At 32.6% G+C, this 20952-nt stretch carries 16 protein-coding genes, 1 tRNA gene and 2 pseudogenes; 11 read left to right on the forward strand and 8 right to left on the reverse strand.

Translation table 11 applies throughout. The features are described 5' to 3' along the window. Positions 1-9 precede the first annotated feature (9 nt). Positions 10-798 (forward strand): zinc ribbon domain-containing protein, encoded by a 789-nt coding sequence (locus tag FNIIJ_RS00395; RefSeq protein ID WP_038436092.1) that lies wholly within the window; start codon positions 10-12, stop codon positions 796-798. Here the strand turns inward: FNIIJ_RS00395 and mnmA are convergent. From mnmA to FNIIJ_RS00410, 3 genes are read right to left on the reverse strand one after another with little or no spacing between them, the layout of a single operon-like run. Further along, entirely contained in the window at positions 795-1952 is a 1158-nt protein-coding gene (gene mnmA, locus FNIIJ_RS00400) for a tRNA 2-thiouridine(34) synthase MnmA (RefSeq protein WP_038436093.1), read from the reverse strand. The genes FNIIJ_RS00395 and mnmA overlap by 4 nt on opposite strands. 24 nt (positions 1953-1976) lie before the next feature. Then, positions 1977-3089, reverse strand: a complete 1113-nt coding sequence (gene dnaJ, locus FNIIJ_RS00405; protein WP_038436309.1) for a molecular chaperone DnaJ — start codon at positions 3087-3089, stop codon at positions 1977-1979. A gap of 7 nt (positions 3090-3096) precedes the next feature. Then, positions 3097-3555, reverse strand: a complete 459-nt coding sequence (locus FNIIJ_RS00410) for a nucleotide exchange factor GrpE (protein ID WP_051673232.1) — start codon at positions 3553-3555, stop codon at positions 3097-3099. Between the two features lie 157 nt (positions 3556-3712). On the opposite strand from FNIIJ_RS00410, the gene lpdA reads away from it, so the two are divergent. Beyond that, a complete protein-coding gene (lpdA, locus tag FNIIJ_RS00415; RefSeq protein ID WP_038436094.1) occupies positions 3713-5116 on the forward strand; it encodes a dihydrolipoyl dehydrogenase in 1404 nt (467 codons plus the stop codon). A gap of 70 nt (positions 5117-5186) precedes the next feature. Next, positions 5187-6547: pseudogene (mnmE, locus tag FNIIJ_RS00420) on the forward strand (tRNA uridine-5-carboxymethylaminomethyl(34) synthesis GTPase MnmE). A gap of 27 nt (positions 6548-6574) precedes the next feature. On the opposite strand, the gene FNIIJ_RS00425 reads toward mnmE, so the two are convergent. Then, positions 6575-6647 (reverse strand) — tRNA-Lys (locus tag FNIIJ_RS00425). A gap of 78 nt (positions 6648-6725) precedes the next feature. Here FNIIJ_RS00425 and FNIIJ_RS00430 point away from each other — a divergent pair. The 4 genes and pseudogenes from FNIIJ_RS00430 to FNIIJ_RS00445 all read left to right on the forward strand — a co-directional run bounded on the left by FNIIJ_RS00430 (position 6726) and on the right by FNIIJ_RS00445 (position 9958). Beyond that, positions 6726-7244: a shikimate kinase gene (locus FNIIJ_RS00430; RefSeq protein ID WP_076690902.1), complete on the forward strand. Its 519-nt coding sequence runs from the start codon at positions 6726-6728 to the stop codon at positions 7242-7244. 3 nt (positions 7245-7247) lie between these two features. After that, positions 7248-8195, forward strand: coding sequence for a tRNA lysidine(34) synthetase TilS (tilS, locus tag FNIIJ_RS00435; protein ID WP_051673233.1), 948 nt, complete (start codon positions 7248-7250; stop codon positions 8193-8195). Positions 8196-8806: 611 nt separating this feature from the next. Beyond that, positions 8807-9699: pseudogene (locus tag FNIIJ_RS01910) on the forward strand (dihydrolipoamide acetyltransferase family protein); the annotation flags it as partial. 16 nt (positions 9700-9715) lie between these two features. After that, complete coding sequence (locus FNIIJ_RS00445; RefSeq protein WP_038436096.1) at positions 9716-9958, forward strand: Sec-independent protein translocase subunit TatA/TatB; 243 nt, start codon at positions 9716-9718, stop codon at positions 9956-9958. 56 nt (positions 9959-10014) lie between these two features. Here FNIIJ_RS00445 and FNIIJ_RS00450 read toward each other — a convergent pair whose 3' ends face one another. From FNIIJ_RS00450 to aroB, 3 genes are read right to left on the reverse strand one after another with little or no spacing between them, the layout of a single operon-like run. Continuing rightward, positions 10015-11766 carry a 30S ribosomal protein S1 gene (locus FNIIJ_RS00450; RefSeq protein WP_038436097.1) on the reverse strand — a complete coding sequence of 584 codons (1752 nt, stop codon included), beginning with the start codon at positions 11764-11766 and terminating at the stop codon, positions 10015-10017. A 28-nt stretch (positions 11767-11794) separates the two neighbouring features. Continuing rightward, positions 11795-14242: a DNA gyrase subunit A gene (gene gyrA, locus FNIIJ_RS00455; RefSeq protein ID WP_038436098.1), complete on the reverse strand. Its 2448-nt coding sequence runs from the start codon at positions 14240-14242 to the stop codon at positions 11795-11797. After that, positions 14235-15323 (reverse strand): 3-dehydroquinate synthase, encoded by a 1089-nt coding sequence (gene aroB / locus FNIIJ_RS00460; protein ID WP_081823211.1) that lies wholly within the window; start codon positions 15321-15323, stop codon positions 14235-14237. Before aroB ends, gyrA begins: the two co-directional genes overlap by 8 nt. A 142-nt stretch (positions 15324-15465) precedes the next feature. On the opposite strand from aroB, the gene FNIIJ_RS00465 reads away from it, so the two are divergent. The 4 genes from FNIIJ_RS00465 (at position 15466) to htpG (ending at position 20756) form a co-directional block, all read left to right on the forward strand. Then, positions 15466-16755, forward strand: a complete 1290-nt coding sequence (locus FNIIJ_RS00465) for an NAD(P)/FAD-dependent oxidoreductase (RefSeq protein ID WP_038436099.1) — start codon at positions 15466-15468, stop codon at positions 16753-16755. Positions 16756-16819: 64 nt separating this feature from the next. After that, complete coding sequence (aroC, locus tag FNIIJ_RS00470) at positions 16820-17938, forward strand: chorismate synthase (protein WP_051673235.1); 1119 nt, start codon at positions 16820-16822, stop codon at positions 17936-17938. Continuing rightward, on the forward strand, positions 17886-18803 hold the full coding sequence (miaA, locus tag FNIIJ_RS00475; RefSeq protein ID WP_038436100.1) for a tRNA (adenosine(37)-N6)-dimethylallyltransferase MiaA: 918 nt from the start codon (positions 17886-17888) through the stop codon (positions 18801-18803). Before aroC ends, miaA begins: the two co-directional genes overlap by 53 nt. Positions 18804-18878: 75 nt before the next feature. After that, entirely contained in the window at positions 18879-20756 is a 1878-nt protein-coding gene (gene htpG / locus FNIIJ_RS00480; protein ID WP_038436101.1) for a molecular chaperone HtpG, read from the forward strand. Between the two features lie 39 nt (positions 20757-20795). On the opposite strand, the gene rpmH is transcribed toward htpG, so the two are convergent. Further along, positions 20796-20951: a 50S ribosomal protein L34 gene (gene rpmH / locus FNIIJ_RS00485; RefSeq protein WP_038436102.1), complete on the reverse strand. Its 156-nt coding sequence runs from the start codon at positions 20949-20951 to the stop codon at positions 20796-20798. Position 20952: the final 1 nt, after the last annotated feature.

Raw genomic sequence — 20952 nt, forward strand, 5'->3', positions numbered from 1 at the left:
GTATGAAGTATGATTAGTAAATTACAAGAAGTTACTGTAGAAAAAAAGCTTAGAGATTTGTATGACTTACAACTCATAGATTCTCGTATAGACGAAATAAACTCTCTTATAGAGAACTTTCCAATAGAAATTCACGAAATTGAAAATGAAGTCAAAAAGTTACAAAATAAAGTTGAAAAAATCCAGAAAGAAATTTATGGATATCGCAGTTCCTTACAGAAAAAAAAAGAAATGATAAAAGAGGACGAAAATGATATAAAAAAATCCAAAAAACAGCAAGATCAAATCCGTAATAATCGTGAATTAAAATCTTTAAGTAAGGAAATAGAATCCCAAGAACTTGAAATTGAGTTAGCTAACAAAAACATTAAGGATTTTGAAATGAAACTCTCTCAAAAAGAGTCTCTCCTTGAGGAATCCGAAATTCTTTACAAGAAAAAGAAAGAACACGTTTTGAAAAAAAGAAAAGAACTTTATAGAGTTATACAAAACTATCAAAAAGAGCAAAAAATCTTATTAAAATATTCGGTGATTTTTTCAAAAAAAATAGAACCTCATTTATTAAAAAAATACAATAGGATACGTTCTAAAGTTAAAAATGGTTTAGCTATTGTTACAGTAGATAGAGGGGCTTCAGGAGGATCTTTCTTTATCATTCCTCCGCAGGAATATTTAGACATCATACAACGGAAAAAAATAGTTTTTGATGCACATAGCGGATGTATAGTAATTGACGCTGCTTTAGCAGAAGAGGAACGTAAACGAATTTTGGATGAAAAAAATTTTATAGCCCATTAGGAAATTATTCCTGAGCCAATGAGTTCTTCACCAAGATACCATGCCACAAATTGTCCTTCAGTAATTGCCCATTGTGGTTGTTCAAATATAGTATAAAGTCCAATTTTTACTTTATGTAAAAAAGCTCTCTGTAGAGGTTGTCTGTATCGTATTCGACATGTCACTTCTAGGCTTTTACCATTATTCAATGCGAGATCAGATCTGACCCAATGAATATCATTTTCCTTTACAAATAAGGCTCTTTTATAAAGTCCTGGATGATTTTTTCCCATACCAACATATACGATATTATTCTCAATATCTGTATCTATAACAAAAAGCCTTTCAATCTGTCCTCCTATTCGTAACCCTTTTCTTTGTCCTTTAGTGAAATAATACGCTCCAGGATGGTTTCCAATCACCTTTCCACAATTCCTGTTATAAATAGTCTTTTTTGCCATCATAGACCACGTTTCTTCTTTATGTTCCGTAAACGCTACATGATTTGAAGGAATCTTTATAATATCTCCATATTGGGGTTTTATCTTTTTCTTAAGAAAATCAGGGAGTTTAACTTTTCCTACAAAACAAAGCCCTTGTGAATCTTTTTTATGAGCTGTTATTAACCCAATTTTTTCAGCATATTTTCGTACCTCCCTTTTTTTTAGTTGACCTAAGGGGAATAAACTTTTACTCAATTGTTCCTGATTAAGTTGACAAAGAAAATAGGATTGATCTTTCTCATGGTCTATTCCTGCTAACAATCTGGATATCTCACGATGGTTCTTAAATAATTTTTCTCGTCTAGCATAATGCCCCGTAGCAATAAAATCAGCTTTAAGAGAAAGAGATTTTTTAAAAAAAAAATCGAATTTTATTTCACGATTGCATAATATATCTGGATTAGGGGTTCGCCCATTAGCATATTCTTGAAACATATATTCTATAATACGCTTCTCATACATTTCACTCATATCTAGTATATGAAAAGGGATCCCTAGTTGTTGTGCCACAAACATCGCATCAGTACTATCTTCTCTCCTGGAACATTCTTGCTCTGCATTGTTACAATTATGCATAAAAACACCTATTACTTCATAACCTTGTTCTTTTAATAGCCATGCTGTGACACTAGAATCTACTCCTCCCGAGAGACCTACTATTACTCTGGGCAAGACGTTAAATTTTTATTGTATAGATTAAAACATCTCTCTTACACGATCAAAAAAGGATTTTTCCTGACTCTTATGTGGAATAAAATTATCGTCCTCTTTCATTTTTTCAAACATTTCTCTTTGTTCACGACTTATTTTTTTAGGAATCCAAACATTAATATGGATTAGCATATCTCCATAACCACGTCCTTCAAAATTGGGTATTCCCTTTCCCTTCATCCGTAAAATTTTTCCTGATTGTGTTCCAGATTCTATAGTAATGCGTGCTTTACCTACTAAGGTAGTGACTTCTTTAGTGGTTCCTAAAACAGATTCAGGTATAGATATATCTAAATCATAATGTAAGTTTAGACCTTCACGTTGTAGTTTTTCATGTGGCATTTCTTCAATTAAAGCAATCAAATCTCCATTAATCCCTTCAAAAGGAGCTTCATTTCCTTTTCCAGCTACTTTAAGCTGCATCCCTTCTGTTACTCCCGCAGGAATCTGGATCTTTACGAGTTCCTCCTCCTTAATCATCCCTTGACTATTAGCTCCAACAGGAATATGATCTATAATTTTTCCTCTGCCTTGGCATGCTCCACAAGTACTCAGAGTTTGCATTCTTCCTAAGAAAGTATTGGTAATCTGAGAAAATTGTCCATTTCCCTTACAATGTCTACATATTTTAAAGCTTACCCCTTTGGCCATTTTCATTCTCCGGACTTTTACTTTCTTTTCTACACCCTTGTAAATTTCCTCTAAGGATAGCTTTATTCTAATTCGAAGATCACTTCCTTTTATACGTTTTTTTCGAGGATCTCCTCCAAATCCAAAACCTGAAAACGCACCTTCAAAAGCATCACCAAAAATATCCCCCAAATTAGCAAAGATATCCTCCATATTCATCCCTGCTCCACCAGAATAGGTGTTTCCGATGCTGGAATGTCCAAACTGATCATATTTTTTTCTTTTCTCAGGAGAACTCAACACTTCATAAGCCTCAGCAGCTTCCTTAAATTTTTCTTCTGCTGTCTTATTTCCAGGATTTTTATCGGGATGATAATGTATAGCAAGTTTCCTATAAGCTTTTTTAATCTCTTCTGCAGAGGCATTTCTTGAGACTCCTAATATTTCGTAATAATCTCTTTTTGCCATGACCTGTTTATTTACCAACGATAACTTTTGCGTGCCGAATTACTTTATTATGTAAACTGTAACCACTTTCTACTATTTCTATAATCCTTCCTTTTAATTCTTCTGAAGGAGATAACGTCTGAGTAATAGCTTCATGATAATCAGTATTAAAAGAATCTCCTTTTTTAACTTGTATTTCTTTAAGCCCGTTTTCTTTAAGAATTCGTAACAATTTATCTTGTATTAATTCAACACCTCGAATAATGTCATCATTTTTTGATTTTTTTATTTCCGATATACCCCTTTCAAAATCATCTAGTACAGGAATTAAGGTTATCATAACATTCTTATGAGCAGTTTTAAATAGATCTATTCGTTCTTTATGAATACGTTTTTTATAATTTTCAAATTCAGCAAAAAGACGCAAAAACTTATATTTTTCTTTTTCTAATTTTTTTGTCAGTTCTTGTTTAAGTGATGTATTCATAAGTTACATTTTGCAAAAAACAAATTACAAAATTCTTGCCAAAAAATATAAATATCTAAAGATGTCATTCTGACATTATAGAAAAAATATCAAATATAAATGGGGTTCTTATTACTAAAAAGCGCATTAGTATTATATTCATAGTAAAAATAAGAAAATGAATATCTATGATTTAATTATCATTGGTTCTGGCCCGGGTGGTTATGTAGCCGCTATCAGAGCAGCACAACTTGGATTTAAAACAGCTATTATTGAAAAGTATTCTACTCTTGGAGGTACTTGTTTAAACGTCGGATGTCTTCCTTCTAAAACGCTATTAGACTCTTCAGAATATTACCAAAATGCCCTAAAAAATTTCCTCTCGCACGGTATTATTTATAAAGATATTTCATTAGATTTTTCTAAAATGATGGAGAGAAAAAACCAAGTTGTATTTCAAACCTGTGAAGGAATAAAGTACCTAATGAATAAAAATAAAATTTCTGTTTATCATGGAACAGGTGGTTTCAAAACAAAAAATAAAATTGAGATAAAATCTCAAGATCGGACTTATAAAGAAATTTCTTTTCGAAACGCTATTATTGCTACTGGATCAAAACCATCTAGTTTTCCTTATTTAAGGATAGACAAAAATAGAATCATTAGCTCTACTGAAGCTCTTTCATTAAAAGAAATACCCAACCGTTTGGTTATTATTGGAGGAGGGGTAATTGGGATAGAAATCGGTTCTCTATATAGAAGACTAGGTAGTGAGACAACAGTCATTGAATTTTCAGACCGAATTGTTCCTTTCATGGATCTTTCTGTGTCTAGAGAACTTAAAAAAATTTTAACAAAGTCAGGAATAAAATTTTATCTTTCTACCTCAGTTACTTCCGCTGAATCAAATGGGAAAGAGGTCATAGTGTTGGCAAAGACAAAATCTGGAGAATCTCTTTCCTTTGTATCAGATTATGTGCTGGTAGCTGTTGGGAGAAAGCCTAATACAAAGGAATTGCAACTTGCAAAGATAGGATTAAAAACTACAAGTAAGGGGTTTATTCCTGTAAATAACAGATTGCAAAGCACTTGTGAAAACATATATGCTATTGGGGATGTTATTGGGGGAGCTATGTTAGCTCATATAGCTGAAGAAGAAGGTATTTTTGTAGTTGAACATTTGTCTGGACAAAATCCGCATATTAACTATGAATTGATGCCTTCAGTAATATATACTTCTCCTGAGGTGGCTACAGTAGGAAAAACAGAAGAACAGTTGAAAACTAATAAAATACTCTATAAATCTGGTCAATTCCCTATGCGTGCATTAGGTAGAACCCGGGCCTGTGGCAATTTAGATGGATTTATAAAAATATTAGCAGATAAAAATACTGATCAGGTATTAGGAGTTCATATGATAGGAGCTCGTGCATCTGACATGATCATGGAAGCTATTATAGCTATGGAATTTTCAGCTTCTGCTGAAGATATTGCTAGAATTTCACATCCACATCCTTCTTTTACAGAAGCCATTCGTGAAGCAGCGCTAGCAACTACTGAAAATAGACCTATTCATATTTGACATGGTAATAAAAGCTGCTTAGAACGATTAGTAAATGATTAACTTTGTATTAAAAATGTCTAATTCCGTTATGTTTAATCAAGATACCATTGTAGCTTTAGCTACTCCTGAGGGCCTAGGAGCTATTTCTGTTATACGAATTTCAGGGTCTCAGGCTTTTTCAATAGTTGAGCCAGTTTTCAAGCCGGTTAAAAAAAAAACTTAAAATTTCAACATTCTTCTACATTGCATCTTGGTCATCTTGTTGATAAAGAGGAAATTTTAGACAAAATTTTAGTTGCTGTATTTAAAGCACCGCATTCTTATACAGGTGAAGATCTTCTAGAAATTTCTTGCCATGGCTCTCCTTATATAGTCCGTCGTGTTATTCAATTATTTATTAGAAAAGGAGCTCGTTCAGCCAATGAAGGAGAATTCACATTACGTGCTTTTCTCAACGGAAAAATAGATTTATCTCAAGCTGAAGCTATATCCGATTTAATCTCTTCAACATCAAAAACTGATCATCAATTAGCAATGCAGCAACTTAAAGGAGGAGTTTTAAATAAAATTCGATCCCTACGAAAGAAACTTATCGAGTTTTCCTCCCTTATAGAATTTTCTCTAGATTTTCCCGAAGAAGATGATTCTACGTATGATAAGACACAACTTTCAAAGTTCCTAATACGTATTAAAAAACATATTCAGACTTTACTTGACTCTTTTGCATTAGGTAACGCGATAAAAGAAGGAATTTCTGTAGTTATTGTAGGTAAACCCAATGTAGGAAAATCGACCTTACTTAATGTTTTATTAAATGAAGAACGAGCTATTGTTTCAGAAATTCCGGGAACTACACGAGATATCATTGAAGATGAAATAATAATTGACGGTATCCGTTTTCGTTTCATTGATACAGCAGGAATACGTAACACAGAGAATCGGGTCGAAGTTTTGGGTATTAAGAAAACTTTTGAAAAAATGCAACAAGCAAAAGTAATTTTTTATATGTTTGATGCAACAAATTTTAAAGAAAAAACTGTTGTAGAAGAAATACAAAATTTACATACAACGTATACTGACAAAACTATTTTTATTATTGCTAATAAATCAGACCTTACTAAGGTAAAAGATTTCCCTTATGTTTTTTTTAGTATTTCAGCGAAAAAAAAAGAAGGGATACAGAGTATATTAAAAGCACTTTCTAATACGATTGATCGTAGTATGTTACAAAATCGTCCTATACTTACCCATATAAGACATTATAACGCTTTACATAGATCTTTAAAGGCTATTTGCAATATTGAAAAAGGAATTCAAGAAAATCATTCCGGAGATCTACTAGCAGTAGATATACGACAAGCATTAGAATCTATGGGAGAAATAAGTGGGGAGATTAGTAGTGAAGAATTGCTTAAAAATATTTTTTCAAAGTTTTGTATTGGAAAGTAACTATATGAAAAAATATTCAATCCCTTGTGACCTGGCTGGGGCTTGAACCCAGGACCCTTACATTAAAAGTGTAATGCTCTACCAACTGAGCTACCAGGTCCCTTTATTAGGAAAATGTACAATTATTTTTTGGATTTGACAAGCTATAATTTAAATTAGGACCTAATTCTAGAAAATTGTGCGAGTTGTTTTAATAGGATATATGGGAAGTGGGAAAACTACTATTGGAAGAATAGTAGCTAACTATTTAAAGTCTCACTTTTATGATCTAGACGAACTTATAACAATACAGGAAAAACAAAGTGTTAGAAAAATATTTTTAGAAAAGGGTGAAGATCATTTTAGATCTATAGAAAAAAATCTTTTAGCACTGTTTTTAAAATCTAAAAAAGAGTATGTTCTTTCTGCAGGTGGGGGTACCCCATGTTATGGTAACAATATTTCAATAATGAAACAATTCGCGAAGACAATTTATCTACGTTTAACTCCAGATATAATATTTAAACGTCTTTTTACTCAAAAGGATCAACGTCCGATCATATCTCATCTCTATGAGGAAAAACTTTTCGAATTTATTTCTCATCACCTTATACATAGAGTCGCCTTTTATGAAAGAGCTCATTATACAATAGATGTTTCTGATAAATCTATTGCCGAAATAGCTCTAGATATCCACGATTTCTTATTATCTCTATAATTTATGGATTTAAGATTATCTTTTTTCAATAACTTTAATCAAATCCTGCCATCAAATACTAGACATATTTTAGTAGCGGTGAGTGGTGGAGTAGATAGTATGGTATTACTAGATCTTTTACAAAATTCTATTTTTTCATTGAGCGTGGCACACGCTAATTTTCAGTTGCGCTCTATAGAGTCCGATGCTGATGAGGATTTTGTAAAAAACAAATGTCTCCAAAAACAAATCCCATTTTATGGTAAACGTTTTGACATTCTGACTCATGCCAAAATGAATAAATGTTCTGTCCAAATGTCTGCGAGGACTTTACGTTATAATTGGTTTTATCATTTGGGGAAAAATCTTCATTGTGATTGTATAGTTTTAGGTCATAATCTCAATGATGAAATAGAAACTTTTTTTCTTAACTTGTCAAGAGGAACTGGGTTAAAGGGATTACTTGGAATTCCTAAAAAGGTAGGACCTATATTACGTCCGTTATTACCTTTCACTAGAGAACAAATTATGCTATATGCTAGGAGCCGTAATCTTCATTGGAGAGAGGACTCCAGTAATAAAGAATCTAAATATTTCCGAAATGTTATCAGACATCGTGTAGTCCCTGTTCTCTTTAAAGTTTTCCCTAATTTTTATCAAAATTTTTCTCATACTCTCTATCACCTCAATCAGTATTATTCTCTTTCAGAACAAGCAGTTCAGATATCACGAATACAAATTACAGTGATGAAGAAGATTGATCCTTTTTTATGGGAAATAAATACTGAAGTTTTAAAAAGATTTCATCCCATAAACGGTTATCTTTTTCGGTTATTTTCTCCCTATGGATTTAAAAATTTGCCTGATTTAAAACGTCTTTTACAAGCACAGCCTGGAAAACAACTGTTTTCAAAATCTTATCGTCTTGTCAGTGGGAAAAATCGGTGGTTACTAAGGCAAAAACGAATATAAATTTATATTCCATATTTCATATTATTTTTGTGATGTGAATCTAATCCGATTTAAACATGAAGAAAATTACTAAAAATGATTATTTGCAATGGGATGCTGATATGTTTTTTTGGAGAAGACAAATGTCGTTCTCTATATTTAAAACAAAAAATCAGACAAGAAGCCATTACGGCTGTATGGAGTAAAGACCGTCTGCTTTGTCAATGGGTAAAAGGCTGAACTTTGTGGAAAAGTAACTGGAGGTTCGATGCATAAGCAAAAAACATTGTTGGAGGACAGATCCCAGGATAAATATTTCAACGGGGTGATTTGGAAACTCCCGGTAGCTGAAAAAACGTCCAAAGCTATTGAAAAGGCTCGTTACGGAGATGGACCAACGTTTTTGGAAAACCTATAGATTTAGAGGAGAAACAAAAACGAAATTGAGGAGTCTAAAAAAAGTGGGCTTCTGAAAATAAGCTTAAAGCTATAGAAGCGCAAGTTAAGAAAGATGTAGAAGAATGCGCCCGATTTGCTGAACTTTATGATTTTCCTCCAATTGAGCAAATGTATGAAGTTGTATATAATCAAAAAGATTATCCTTTTTGGTTAAAAGATCCAGACTGAAAAATAAGATGGTAGAATTAATAACTATGCCTCGTTTAAGTGATACTATGGAGGAAGGCACTGTAGTAAAATGGGATACTGGTAGATTTACTTGCTGAAATAGAAACGGATAAAGCGCTGTTCAAGAATTCGAATCTGAATATAACGGATATCTTCTATCCTCCCGTAGACAGTGTATTGGCTGTTATCCCTCCTTGATAAAGTAACTTACCCAACTCTGTAAAGGAAAAAACTAATAATAAGAAAAGGATTTTCTCTTCTCCATTAGCTAGAAAAATTGCACGAGAAAAATCTATTTCACTTTCAAAAATAAAAGGAAGTGGGGTCGTCTAATAAAAAGAGATTGGTTGAATCGAAGTTTACAGCCCCGCACTATTATTTAATGATAGAAGTTGATATGAAAAATACTGTCCAATATCGGAAAGTTATTAACGAAAATTTAAAAGATATTAAAATCTCTTTTAATGATTTTATAATCAAGGCTACAACTACGTGGAAAGAGGATCACACGATAATATTAACATCGGAATAGCTGTTGCTTCAGAACTGTTCGTTCCGGGAATTTTACAAGCTGATAAAAAAATGTTACGTAAAATTTCAGTAGAAGCAAAAGACAAATATAGCCGCCGTGCCAGAGAAAGAAAAATACAATCAAAAGAAATGGAAGGAAGTACTTTTACCATTTCGAATTTAGGAATGTTCGGTATAGAAATATTCACTTCTATTATTAATCAACCTAATTCCTGTATCCTTTCTGTAGGAACGATTTTGGAAAAACCCGTTATCAAACATGGTCAAATTGTTACTGGAAATATTATGAAACTTAGCTTAGCATGCGATCATAGGACAAGGCACGCTTAAACAGTTTCTAGAAAATCCTATTATGATGATTTCCTAAATCAAAAAAATAGTTAATGCAACTTTTATTTATAAATTTTGAGGAGAGTTTTTTTATACTTCTTGTAGCCTTTTTAATTTTTGGGCCCCAAAAAATGCCATACATTGCACGTTCATTAGGAAAAAATCTCCGTTATTTTCATAATGTGACTCAAGAAATGCAACGGGCAATATGGGAAGTTACTGAGAAAAGCCCATATAATACAGTAAGTAAGGAACCCAAAACAAAATCTAACGAAATAGATGAAAATTTATCCTGACCGACATTGAGACATTGAGACATTTATGTAGTTCTCAACTCGGTTTTCTTTTTTAACTACCCTAGATCACCTAATGTAAACTTATCAACGTGTTGCTTCTTTGTTATTTTTTTAATATGTTTTTTCTCCTCTTCTTTAGAAAGAGAGATTGGAGAAATCACAATTTTTCTTAATTTGTTATGAAACTCTATGATTTTGCAAAAAATTTGTTTATATTTTTTTACGTTTTCTTGTTCAAGAACGTGCAAGGGCATGAATGCTTTAACGTTTTTATCTTCCAATTGAACAGTAGCGCCCTTCTCTAAAAGATCTATAACTTTTCCGGTATGAACGCTTCCAACAATATATTTTTTTTCGGAATATTCCCACGGATTTTTATTTATCTGTTTATGACCCATAATAATCCGTTTTTTGTTCTGATTAAACTCTAAAACTACAGTTTCTATAGAGTCTCCTATCTTGAATAGTTCTGAAGCATGTTTTATTTTTTTATCCCATGATAAATCCGATTTATAAACCATCCCTTCTATACCTTTTTCCAGGTATACAGATACGCCGTAGTTCGTGAAACTCCGTATAATACGAGTGTGTTTTGATCCTACAGGATATTTTTTTTGTATATAAATCCAGGGATCATGTGTAAGCTGTTTCATTCCTAATGACATTTTTCTCTCGTTCCGATCTAACGTCAGTATAACGCATTCTACTGTCTCATCTATTTTTACCAAGTCCTTTGCTCTTCTCAACCGTTTATCCCATGACATTTCAGAAACGTGTAACAAAGCTTCTATTCCAGTAAAATTTTCTATTTCTACAAATGCCCCATATTCTGTGATAGCTTTTATCTGACCTTTTACTCTATCACCCACTTTTATATTTTCATTGAGACTATTCCATGGATGAGAAACAATTTGTTTCATTCCTAATTGAATGCGATTTTTTTCCTCATTGAAATTGAGGATAACCACTTTTATTTCTTGATTTACTTTCAGAACTTCTGAAGGATGATTTATTCTTTTCCAAGAAATATCGGTATGATGTATCAAACCGTTTATCCCACCCAGATCACAAAAAGCTCCATAGTTCGTAATATTTTTGACAGTAGCCAGAACTACTTTCCCGGGCTTAAGGTCAGCCATAAATTCTTTTTTTTGTTTTTCAATATCTTCTTCTATGAGTGCTTTATGAGATACTACCACATTTTTTAACTTATCATTTATTTTAATAATTTTCAATTCCATTGTTTTATTATAGGAATCAGTAAAAAAAGCATCAAAATCAGAAAGTGGGTTATGAGAAATTTGAGAACCTGGCATAAAGGCTTCAATATGGGTCAGTATCTTTACAATAAGACCACCTTTAGTCCTTCCAATAATTTTTCCAGTAATAATCTCCTTTTTATTATAAGCTTCCTTAGCACGTTTCCAAGCAAGTAATATATTTGCTTTCCGATGAGAAAGAATTAGTTGTCCTTTATATTCTCGTTTTTCCACCATAACATAAATGAGATCACCTACCTTAATATTAAGGTGGTCCCGAAATTCGCTTAATGGAATAATCCCTTCATATTTAAAATTTATATCTACTACAATCTCCTTGTCCAGTATTTTTGTAATCTTTCCACGAAGGAGGTCATATTCGTTTATATTGGTCAAATGCTCGTTATATAGGGCACTTATTTTTTCTCTTTCTCTTTCTTCTTTTTTTACATTATTCCCACAGTAGTCACTCCAGTCAAATTCTTCTAGAGGAACATTGGCGTTGGAATCTGCGATAATATTTTTTCTTATTTCTGCCTGTACGTACATAATTTTTAAAGTATTTTGGAGTTATGACTTATTGAATTTCTTTATTTTGCCCAACTTTGGCTACTGCTGCAATTTCATCACCCTCTCTGAGATTAATTAATCGAACTCCCTGTGTTGAACGTCCACTTATACGAATATCCGACACTGATATTCTTATAGTTATACCATCTTTTGTGATGATCATCAAGTCGCTGGTATTATAAACGCTTGTAATAGAAATAAGTTTCCCAGTTTTTTTAGTAATATTGATGGTTTTTACACCTTTTCCTCCACGGTTAGTTATACTATAATTCTCCAAAAAAGAACGTTTACCATAACCTTTCTCTGAAACCACTAGTATATCTTCTTTATTATCTGGTTTTACACAGACCATCCCTATGACTTTGTCATCTTCCTCGCTCATCCTAATACCCTTTACTCCACAAGCCATCCTTCCCATAGGCCGTACTTTTTTTTCAGAAAACCGAATCGCTTTTCCACTTTTTACAGCAATAAGGACTTCGCTGTTTCCAGTGGTTAGTTCCGCTTCCAAAAGAGTATCCTTTTCTCGTATGGTAATGGCATTGATTCCGTTTCGTCTAGGCCTTGAATATTTTTTTATGGGTGTTTTTTTAATAATTCCCGATTCAGTAACCATTATCACATATCGGTTTTTTATATACTTTTCATCATCAAGATCTCCACTCAGAATATAAGCACATATTCTATCATCCGGAGATAGCCTAATCAAGTTTTGTATAGCACGTCCCTTAGATGTTTTTGAACCTTCTGGAATTTCATAGACTCGGAGCCAGAAACACTTTCCTTTTTTCGTGAAAAAAAGTGTATACTGATGATTGGTTGCGACGAACAAGTGTTCTAAAAAATCTTCGTCACGAGTTTTGGCTCCAATATTTCCTATTCCTCCACGTAATTGACGTTTATATTCTGAAAGTGGCGTTCGTTTTATATAGCCATGATGCGATATAGTCAATACTACATATTCATTCAGTATAAGATCTTTCATTGTTACCTCTTTTCCAGAGTATGAAACCATAGTTCTTCGATCATCTTTATATTTCTCCTTGATTTCTAGTAACTTATCTTTTATTATTTGCATACGAATTGGTTCTTTATCAAGAATTTCTTTAAACCTTTCTACCTTTTTAGAGAGGTCATTGTATTCTTTTTCGAGTTTTTCACGTTCTATAAACGTAAATCGTTGCAATCTCATATCAAGAATAGCTTTTACTTGAGTTTTCGTAAGTTTAAATTGCATTATGAGTTTATCAGAAGCTTCATCAGGAGTTTTTGAACCTTTAATCAAGTCTACAGCTACATCTAATTGACTTAAAGTAAAAAGCAATCCTTCTAAAATCTGAGATCTATCCTGTGCTTTTTTAAGGTCATATTGAGTACAACGAATAGTTACTTCATGACGATGATCGACAAAATAACGAATCATATCTTTTAGATTAATTTGCATAGGTTTTCCCTTAACTAAAGCAACATTATTGATGTGAAATGATATTTGTAATGATGTCTCTTTAAAAAGATTATTCAATACTATCTCAGGTCCAGCATTTTGTTTTAATACATATACAATACGCATACCTTCCCGATCTGATTCATCGCGAATGTTAGCTACTCCCTCTAATTTTCCGATTTTTATTAAATAGGAGGTCTTAACAAGAAGGTCACCTTTATTTACTTGATAAGGGATCTCTTCTACGATGATACATTCTCTATGCTTAATTTTTTCTAATCGTGTCTTCGCACGTAAGATAATGCAACCACGTCCAGTATGAAAAGCTTCTTTTACACCTTGATATCCATAAATAATCCCTCCGGTGGGAAAATCAGGTGCTTTTATGTATTGCATTAATTCATCTATACTAATCGCTGTATTGTCTATATAAGCACAAATCGCCTCAATGCATTCTTTTATATTATGTGGGGCTATATTAGTAGCCATTCCTACAGCGATCCCAGAAGACCCGTTTACTAACAAATTAGGAAAACTTGCAGGTAAAACACTAGGTTCTTCTAATGAGTCATCAAAATTAAGTTGATAATCTACTGTTCCTTTCTCAATATCAGTAAGCATTTCTTCGGAAAGATTTTGTAATCGAGCTTCAGTATAACGCATAGCTGCTGGAGCATCTCCATCTATTGATCCAAAATTGCCTTGTCCGTCTATTAAACAATAACGTAAAGACCATTTCTGGGCCATGCGGACCATAGCATCGTATACAGAATTATCTCCGTGAGGATGATATTTAGCTAAGACTTCACCAACTACACGAGCCGATTTTTTATAAGGTCTATTAGACAACATGCCTAATTCATGCATCCCAAAAAGGACACGTCGATGAACAGGTTTTAACCCATCTCTGACATCCGGAAGAGCTCTTGAAACAATAACCGACATCGAATAATCGATATAGGAAGTTTTCATTTCATCTTCAATATAAATAGGGATCAGTTTTTTAATCATCTATTTCTGAATTGTTTCTTTTTAAAGATTGAAAACTTTGTTTTATAATATCATTGGAAACTTTATGGTGATAAGTACATATCCCAATTTCTCTAAGTAATGAAAAATGAATATCTTCTTGCAATTTTTTTTTATCCTGACGTATATACTTTAGTATTTTGTTTAAAATTTGTTCATTAATTTCTCGGAAAGGATATATACTTAATAAAGTTTTAGAAATTTCTTCGTGTTGTTTCTGTGAAAGTACATTCATTTTCCAAGAAATCCAAGATTCGCAAACCATCCCCAGAGCTATAGCTTCTCCATGTCGAAGAGGAGAATAGGTAGGAAGAAAATAACTTTCTATACCATGTCCTATAGTATGTCCAAAATTTAAAATTTTACGTAGACCTTTTCGTTCAGATGGATCTTCAGTAACAATATTATTTTTAATCAAATTTGCTTGATAAATGAATTCATTCCAATCATCCCAATGCATATGTTTGGATCGGTTCTTTATTTCTTCCCAAAAAAAATTATCTGCAATAAGACCATATTTAAAAAGTTCCGCCATTCCTGATTTTAATTCCCTATTAGATAAAGTTTTTAGATAATGTTTATCTATGATAAGTAGATCTGGATAGTTGAATACCCCAATTTCATTTTTCAGATTGTCGAGATTTATTCCAGTTTTCCCTCCTGTGGAGGCATCTACCATAGCTAATAAAGTTGTTGGAATATTCAAAAAATATATACCTCTTTTAAAAATTGAGGCAAAAAAACCTCCACTGTCGGTAATAACCCCACCTCCCAGATTAATCAGCAAACTCTTTCTGTCGGCATTTTCCTTATTTAGTTTCCGACATATATCAAGACCATTTTGGATATTTTTTTCCTTTTCTCCAAAAGGAATGCAAAAAATGCGTGCTTTTTTCAAATATGGTACGAGACGAAGTAAATGTTGCAAACATAATTGAGACGTGTGGGTATCCGTCATAATAAATAAGCTGGAGTAATTTGGAAGTTTATTTTGTAGAGTAAAATAACCTTCTCCATTAAAAAATATGGTATAATGAATGGTTTCTATAACTTTCTCTGTCACCTATAAAAATTTTAAAGAGAACATAATATAATGAATACGGTGAAAATCCACTATACGCTAACCGTATCTATCGTTCCCATCTTCTTATTTTTAAACTTAAATTTTAACTGTACACTCCTTAGCATCATAAAGCATTATAAATATGAATATACCGGAATGTAATTTAAAAAAAGTTGTCATTATAGGTGCTGGATTTGGAGGATACCAAATCGCAACCAAACTTAGAAGAGACAAATTTCAAGTTGTTCTTCTTGATAAGAACAACTACTACACTTTTCAGCCACTTTTGTATCAAGTAGCTACTGCGGGTCTGGAACCTGATTCTATTACACACCCTATACGCACAATTATTAAAAATAAAGAAAATTTCTACTTTCGATTAGCAAATGTATATAGGATTGATCCTAAGATTAAAAAAGTATATTCAAATATGGGAGATCTTTCCTATGATTACCTGATCATAGCTACTGGATCTACCACCAATTTTTTTGGTCATAAGAATATTGAACGTTATGCTTTACCAATAAAGTCTGTTATGGAAGCAATAAAATTGCGAAGCTTAATTTTGCAAAGTTTTGAAACTGCCTTATTTACTAAAGATGTAAAAGAACGTGATCGATTAATGACTTTTGTCATTGCTGGAGGAGGTCCTACAGGAGTCGAAATTTCTGGTGCTTTAAGTGAATTGAAAAACTTTATATTCCCAAAGGATTATCCTGATCTTGATATAAGCCGTATGAGCATACATATAATTCAGGCTACATTTCGATTAGTTGATGGTATGTCCAAAGCCTCATCAGATGCCACTCTGAATTATCTAAAAAAATCAGGAGTCAACATCTGGCTTAACTGTCTTGTAAAAGATTATGATGGAAATACCGTTTATATAGATAATGGTCAAAAGATAGAATCTGTGAATTTAATATGGTCTGCAGGTGTCAAAGGGTCCATAATAGAAGGATTTGAAAATGTCTCTATAGAGGAAGGGCGTTTTCGAGTAGATGCTTATAATATGGTCAAAAATTATGAAGGGGTTTTTGCTATAGGAGATGTAGCTGCTATGAAAAGAGATAACCGGAATGCCTATCCAATGATTGCTCAACCAGCTATTCAGCAAGGTATACATCTTGCTAAGAACCTTAATTTATTAGCAGAAGGTAAAGAAATGATACCTTTTCGTTATATAGATCATGGATCTATAGCTATTATTGGACGAAATAAAGCAGTTTGTGATTTACCCTGGTTACAGTTTAAAGGTTTTTTTGCTTGGTTGATTTGGATATATATACATTTCATTAATTTAATACATGTTAGAAATAGAATAATCGTGCTTACAAATTGGATTATTCAATACTATCAGTATAACAAAAGCATACGTTTAATCATACAATCTTATAAAAGAATTCTACCAGAAAAGAAAGAAGCACAGTAACCTATGTGAAATTTATATAAGAACATAAGAACAAAGCATGCACTTTTAATAACAAAAATGATATATGGTGGTAAATACTTTTGGAAAACTTTTTCGGGTAACTACTTTTGGGGAAAGTCATGGACCAGCGATAGGAGGTGTAATAGATGGTTGCCCTTCAGATTTTAAACTTAATTTCCAACAAATTCAGAAAGAGTTGAATCGTCGTCTTCCTGGACAATCTCATATCGTAACTCAACGACGTGAAACCGATAAAGTACACTTTTTTTCAGGTCTTTATGATAATAAAACTACTGGGACTCCTATAGGATTTGTCATTTACAATCAGGATCAAAAATCTAAAGATTATCTTCATCTTAAAGAAGTTTATCGTCCTTCACATGCAGATTTGACTTATATGAAAAAATATGGGGTGAGAGATTATAGGGGAGGAGGAAGATCATCTGCACGGGAAACGACCACTCGTGTAGTAGCTGGATCCGTTGCTAAACAATTGCTTAAGAAGATTAGGATCCACGCATTTGTTTCATCTGTAGGACCTATTACTTTAAATAAATCTTATAAAGAATTGGATTTTTCTCATATTGAGAATACTCCTATTCGTTGTCCTGATGAAAAAATTGCTTTAGACATGATTTCTTTTATTAATAAAATCCGTGAAGAAGGAGATACAATAGGTGGAATTGTTAGTTGTGTAATCCAAAATGTTCCTATAGGATTAGGAGAACCTGTTTTTGATAAACTCCATGCAGATCTCGGAAAAGCTATGCTCTCTATAAATGCTGTCAAAGGATTTGACTATGGTAGTGGATTTATTGGTACACAAATGCGCGGTTCAACTCATAATGATTTGTTCAATCCAGATGCAACAAGTACTCAAACTAATTTTTCAGGAGGGATCCAAGGTGGTATATCAAATGGGATGGATATTTATTTCCGTGTCGGTTTTAAACCTGTATCTACCATTATGAGAACGCAACCAAGTGTTGATTATTCTCAGGTCCAAAAAGTATTAGTGGAAGGTAAAGGAAGACATGATCCTTGTGTAGTTCCTAGAGCCATTCCTATTGTAGAAGCTATGGCAGCACTGGTATTGGTAGATTCCTGGCTTTTAAATCAAATTTCTAGAGATGAAAGGAACACTTATCACGCTAATAGGTCCTACCGCGATTGGAAAAACTAATATATCCTTAGTTTTAAGCGAAAAATTGAAAACAGAAATTATTTCCTGTGACGCCAGAAAGTTCTATAAAGAACTAAAAATAGGAACAGCTCCTCCAGACGAAGAAGCACGTAGAAGAATCCCGCATCATTTTATTGGACATTTGAGTATTCATCAATATTATACCGCTAGAGATTTTGAAAGAGATGCACTAACAAAATTGGAAAAACTTTTCGCCCGTTATTCCGTAGTTATAATGGTAGGAGGCTCTGGATTTTATGAAAAGGCACTGACACAAGGATTAGACAGATTTCCAGAAACCTATCCTAAAATACGTAAAGATTTGATAACCCTCTTTAAGAAAGAAGGATTGATTCCATTACAAAAAGAACTTAAAAAAAAAGATCCAGTTTATTACCAAATGGTAGACAAAAATAATCATCAAAGAATTCTTCGTGCCTTGGAGATTATTCGGACTAGTTGTCTCCCATTTTCTTCTTTCTTGTTTCATCAAAAGAAGAAAAACCGTTTTTTTCGTACTATTAAAATCGGATTAAATTCACCACGTGAATTCCTTTACGAACGTATAAACCAACGTGTAAATGATATGATGCAAAAAGGGCTTCTAGAAGAAGCACGACTTTATTTTCCTAATAAGGATTTAAATGCCTTAAAAACCGTAGGATATAGAGAATTGTTTTCTTATTTTGAGGGAAGACTTTCCTTAGAAAGAGCTATTGAAGAAATAAAGAAAAATACTCGTCATTATGCAAAAAGACAGCTCACATGGTATAGAAATGATCCAGAGGTGACATGGTTTGAACCAGATCATATAAATGAAATTTTTGCATATATTAAAAATATTCGGCCCGAAAAAAGGGTTTAGATGCCAAAGTGTATTATTTATACTATATGGTATAGCCTTTGCCACCTTTCATAGGTGATATTACCTAATAAAATTATGTCCATGGGAACTATTAACGTTACTGCGGAAAATATATTTCCAATTATTAAAAAATTTCTTTATTCAGATCATGAAATTTTTCTAAGAGAGCTAATTTCTAATGCTACGGATGCTACTCTTAAGCTTAGAGCTCTTGCCGAATTTGGAGAGATTCCTATAGAACAACTTGGGAATCCGAAAATAGAGATAAAAATTAATAAAGAGAAAAACACACTACATATCCTGGATCAAGGAATAGGTATGACAGAAGAAGAAATAGAAAAGTATATCAATCAAATTGCATTTTCTGGGGCTTCAGAGTTTCTTAATAAGTACAAAAATCAAACTGATACAACTCACGGAATGATTGGACATTTTGGGTTAGGATTTTATTCATCCTTTATGGTATCTGATAAAGTGGAGATTTTTAGTCAATCGTACAAGAAAGAATTTCCCGCTGTTCATTGGAGTTGTGATGGTTCACCTCAATTTTCACTTGAAATACAAGATAAAAAAGAACATGGGACCGAAATTGTTTTGCATATAAATGAAGATAGTAAGGAATTTCTTGAAGAGTCCCGGATTCTAGAATTACTTAATAAATACTGTAAATTTATGCCTATTCCAATAAAATTCGGAGAACGTGAAACAACAAAAAAAATCTCGGAGGATAAAGAATCTACAATTAAAATAGACAATATCATAAACGATACTACTCCGGCCTGGACAAAACAACCTTCGACACTCGTCGAAGACGATTATCAGAAATTTTATAGAGTACTTTATCCCTCCCAGTTTGAAGATCCACTCTTTTGGATTCATCTTAATATAGATCATCCCTTCCATTTAACAGGAATTCTTTTTTTTCCTAAACTAAAAAATCATATAGAAATCCAAAAAGATAAAATTCAACTTTATCAAAATCAGGTCTTTGTTACTGATAATGTAGAAAATATCGTTCCAGAATTTCTTCATTTACTTCGAGGTGTGATTGATTCTCCGGACATTCCTCTCAATGTTTCCCGTTCTTATCTGCAATCCGATGCATCTGTAAAAAAAATATCTGGATATATTACTAGAAAAGTAGCTGATAAGCTAGAAAGTATTTTTAAAAATGACAGAAAAGATTTTGAAAGAAAATGGGAAGATATAAAAATAATCATCGAGTATGGGATGCTGAGCGAGGCTAAATTTTTTGATAGAGTAAAAAAAATCGCTCTGTATCCTAATACTGAAGGGATTTTCTATACTTTTGACGAATTTACAGAAAAGATAAAAGAAATACAGACTGAGAAAAATGGAAAATGCGTTTATCTGTACGCTTCTAACAAAGAAGCTCAACATAGTTCGATTCAATCGGCTAAAGAAAAAGGTTATGAGGTAATACTTTTAGATAGTCCACTTGCTCCTCATCTGATACAAAAACTTGAGGAAGAATACAAGGATGTCTCTTTTTCTAGAGTAGATTCTGATCATATTGATAATATTATTAAAAAAGAAGAAAACATCATTTCCAAATTATCTGAAAATGAGAAAAAAGAACTAAAAAAACTATTAGAAAGTAATATAGATAAGCATAAATTTACTATAAATTTAGAAAATTTAAACAGTAAGGTTTCTCCTTTTATAATTACTATTCCTGAGTTAATGCGCCGTATGAAAGAGATTAGGCAAATGAGTGGAAGGGGAATGTTAGGAATACCTGAAGGATATAATTTAGTTGTTAATATAAATCACGAATTAATACAAAGAATTTTGTCTGAATCAGACGAAGTAAGAAAAAAACAACTTATAGAAAAATCTATGGAATTAGCTCTGATTTCTCAGAACCTTTTACACGGAGAACGTCTTAGTCAATTCGTTTCACGTTCTTTTAACGAGTTGATAGAAAAATAATGTATTTGGTCTGAAATTTCCTGATAAGCAGTTAATATTCTATCGTTTATATCTGACATTACTTACCGTAAGATTTTTCCGACCTTTTGCACGTCTTCGAGACAATATTTTTCTTCCTCCTTTAGTTCCCATTCGTTTTATAAATCCGTGAACATTTCTCCTTTTTCTTCCCGATGGTTGATAAGTTCTTTTCATT

It is taken from the genome of Candidatus Walczuchella monophlebidarum (assembly GCF_000709555.1).
GTDB classification, from domain to species: Bacteria; Bacteroidota; Bacteroidia; order Flavobacteriales; family Blattabacteriaceae; genus Walczuchella; species Walczuchella monophlebidarum.

What these genes read in the sequence shown, in the direction of transcription:
- aroC (WP_051673235.1), top strand. Translation starts at nt 16,820, where the DNA reads ATGGTGGTAAATACTTTTGGAAAACTTTTTCGGGTAACTACTTTTGGG.
- FNIIJ_RS00465 (WP_038436099.1), top strand. Translation starts at nt 15,466, where the DNA reads ATGAATATACCGGAATGTAATTTAAAAAAAGTTGTCATTATAGGTGCT.
- FNIIJ_RS00395 (WP_038436092.1), top strand. Translation starts at nt 10, where the DNA reads ATGATTAGTAAATTACAAGAAGTTACTGTAGAAAAAAAGCTTAGAGAT.
- FNIIJ_RS00450 (WP_038436097.1), bottom strand. Translation starts at nt 11,766, where the DNA reads ATGTACGTACAGGCAGAAATAAGAAAAAATATTATCGCAGATTCCAAC.
- dnaJ (WP_038436309.1), bottom strand. Translation starts at nt 3,089, where the DNA reads ATGGCAAAAAGAGATTATTACGAAATATTAGGAGTCTCAAGAAATGCC.
- FNIIJ_RS00410 (WP_051673232.1), bottom strand. Translation starts at nt 3,555, where the DNA reads ATGAATACATCACTTAAACAAGAACTGACAAAAAAATTAGAAAAAGAA.
- miaA (WP_038436100.1), top strand. Translation starts at nt 17,886, where the DNA reads ATGAAAGGAACACTTATCACGCTAATAGGTCCTACCGCGATTGGAAAA.
- htpG (WP_038436101.1), top strand. Translation starts at nt 18,879, where the DNA reads ATGTCCATGGGAACTATTAACGTTACTGCGGAAAATATATTTCCAATT.
- tilS (WP_051673233.1), top strand. Translation starts at nt 7,248, where the DNA reads ATGGATTTAAGATTATCTTTTTTCAATAACTTTAATCAAATCCTGCCA.
- lpdA (WP_038436094.1), top strand. Translation starts at nt 3,713, where the DNA reads ATGAATATCTATGATTTAATTATCATTGGTTCTGGCCCGGGTGGTTAT.
- rpmH (WP_038436102.1), bottom strand. Translation starts at nt 20,951, where the DNA reads ATGAAAAGAACTTATCAACCATCGGGAAGAAAAAGGAGAAATGTTCAC.
- FNIIJ_RS00445 (WP_038436096.1), top strand. Translation starts at nt 9,716, where the DNA reads ATGCAACTTTTATTTATAAATTTTGAGGAGAGTTTTTTTATACTTCTT.
- gyrA (WP_038436098.1), bottom strand. Translation starts at nt 14,242, where the DNA reads ATGATTAAAAAACTGATCCCTATTTATATTGAAGATGAAATGAAAACT.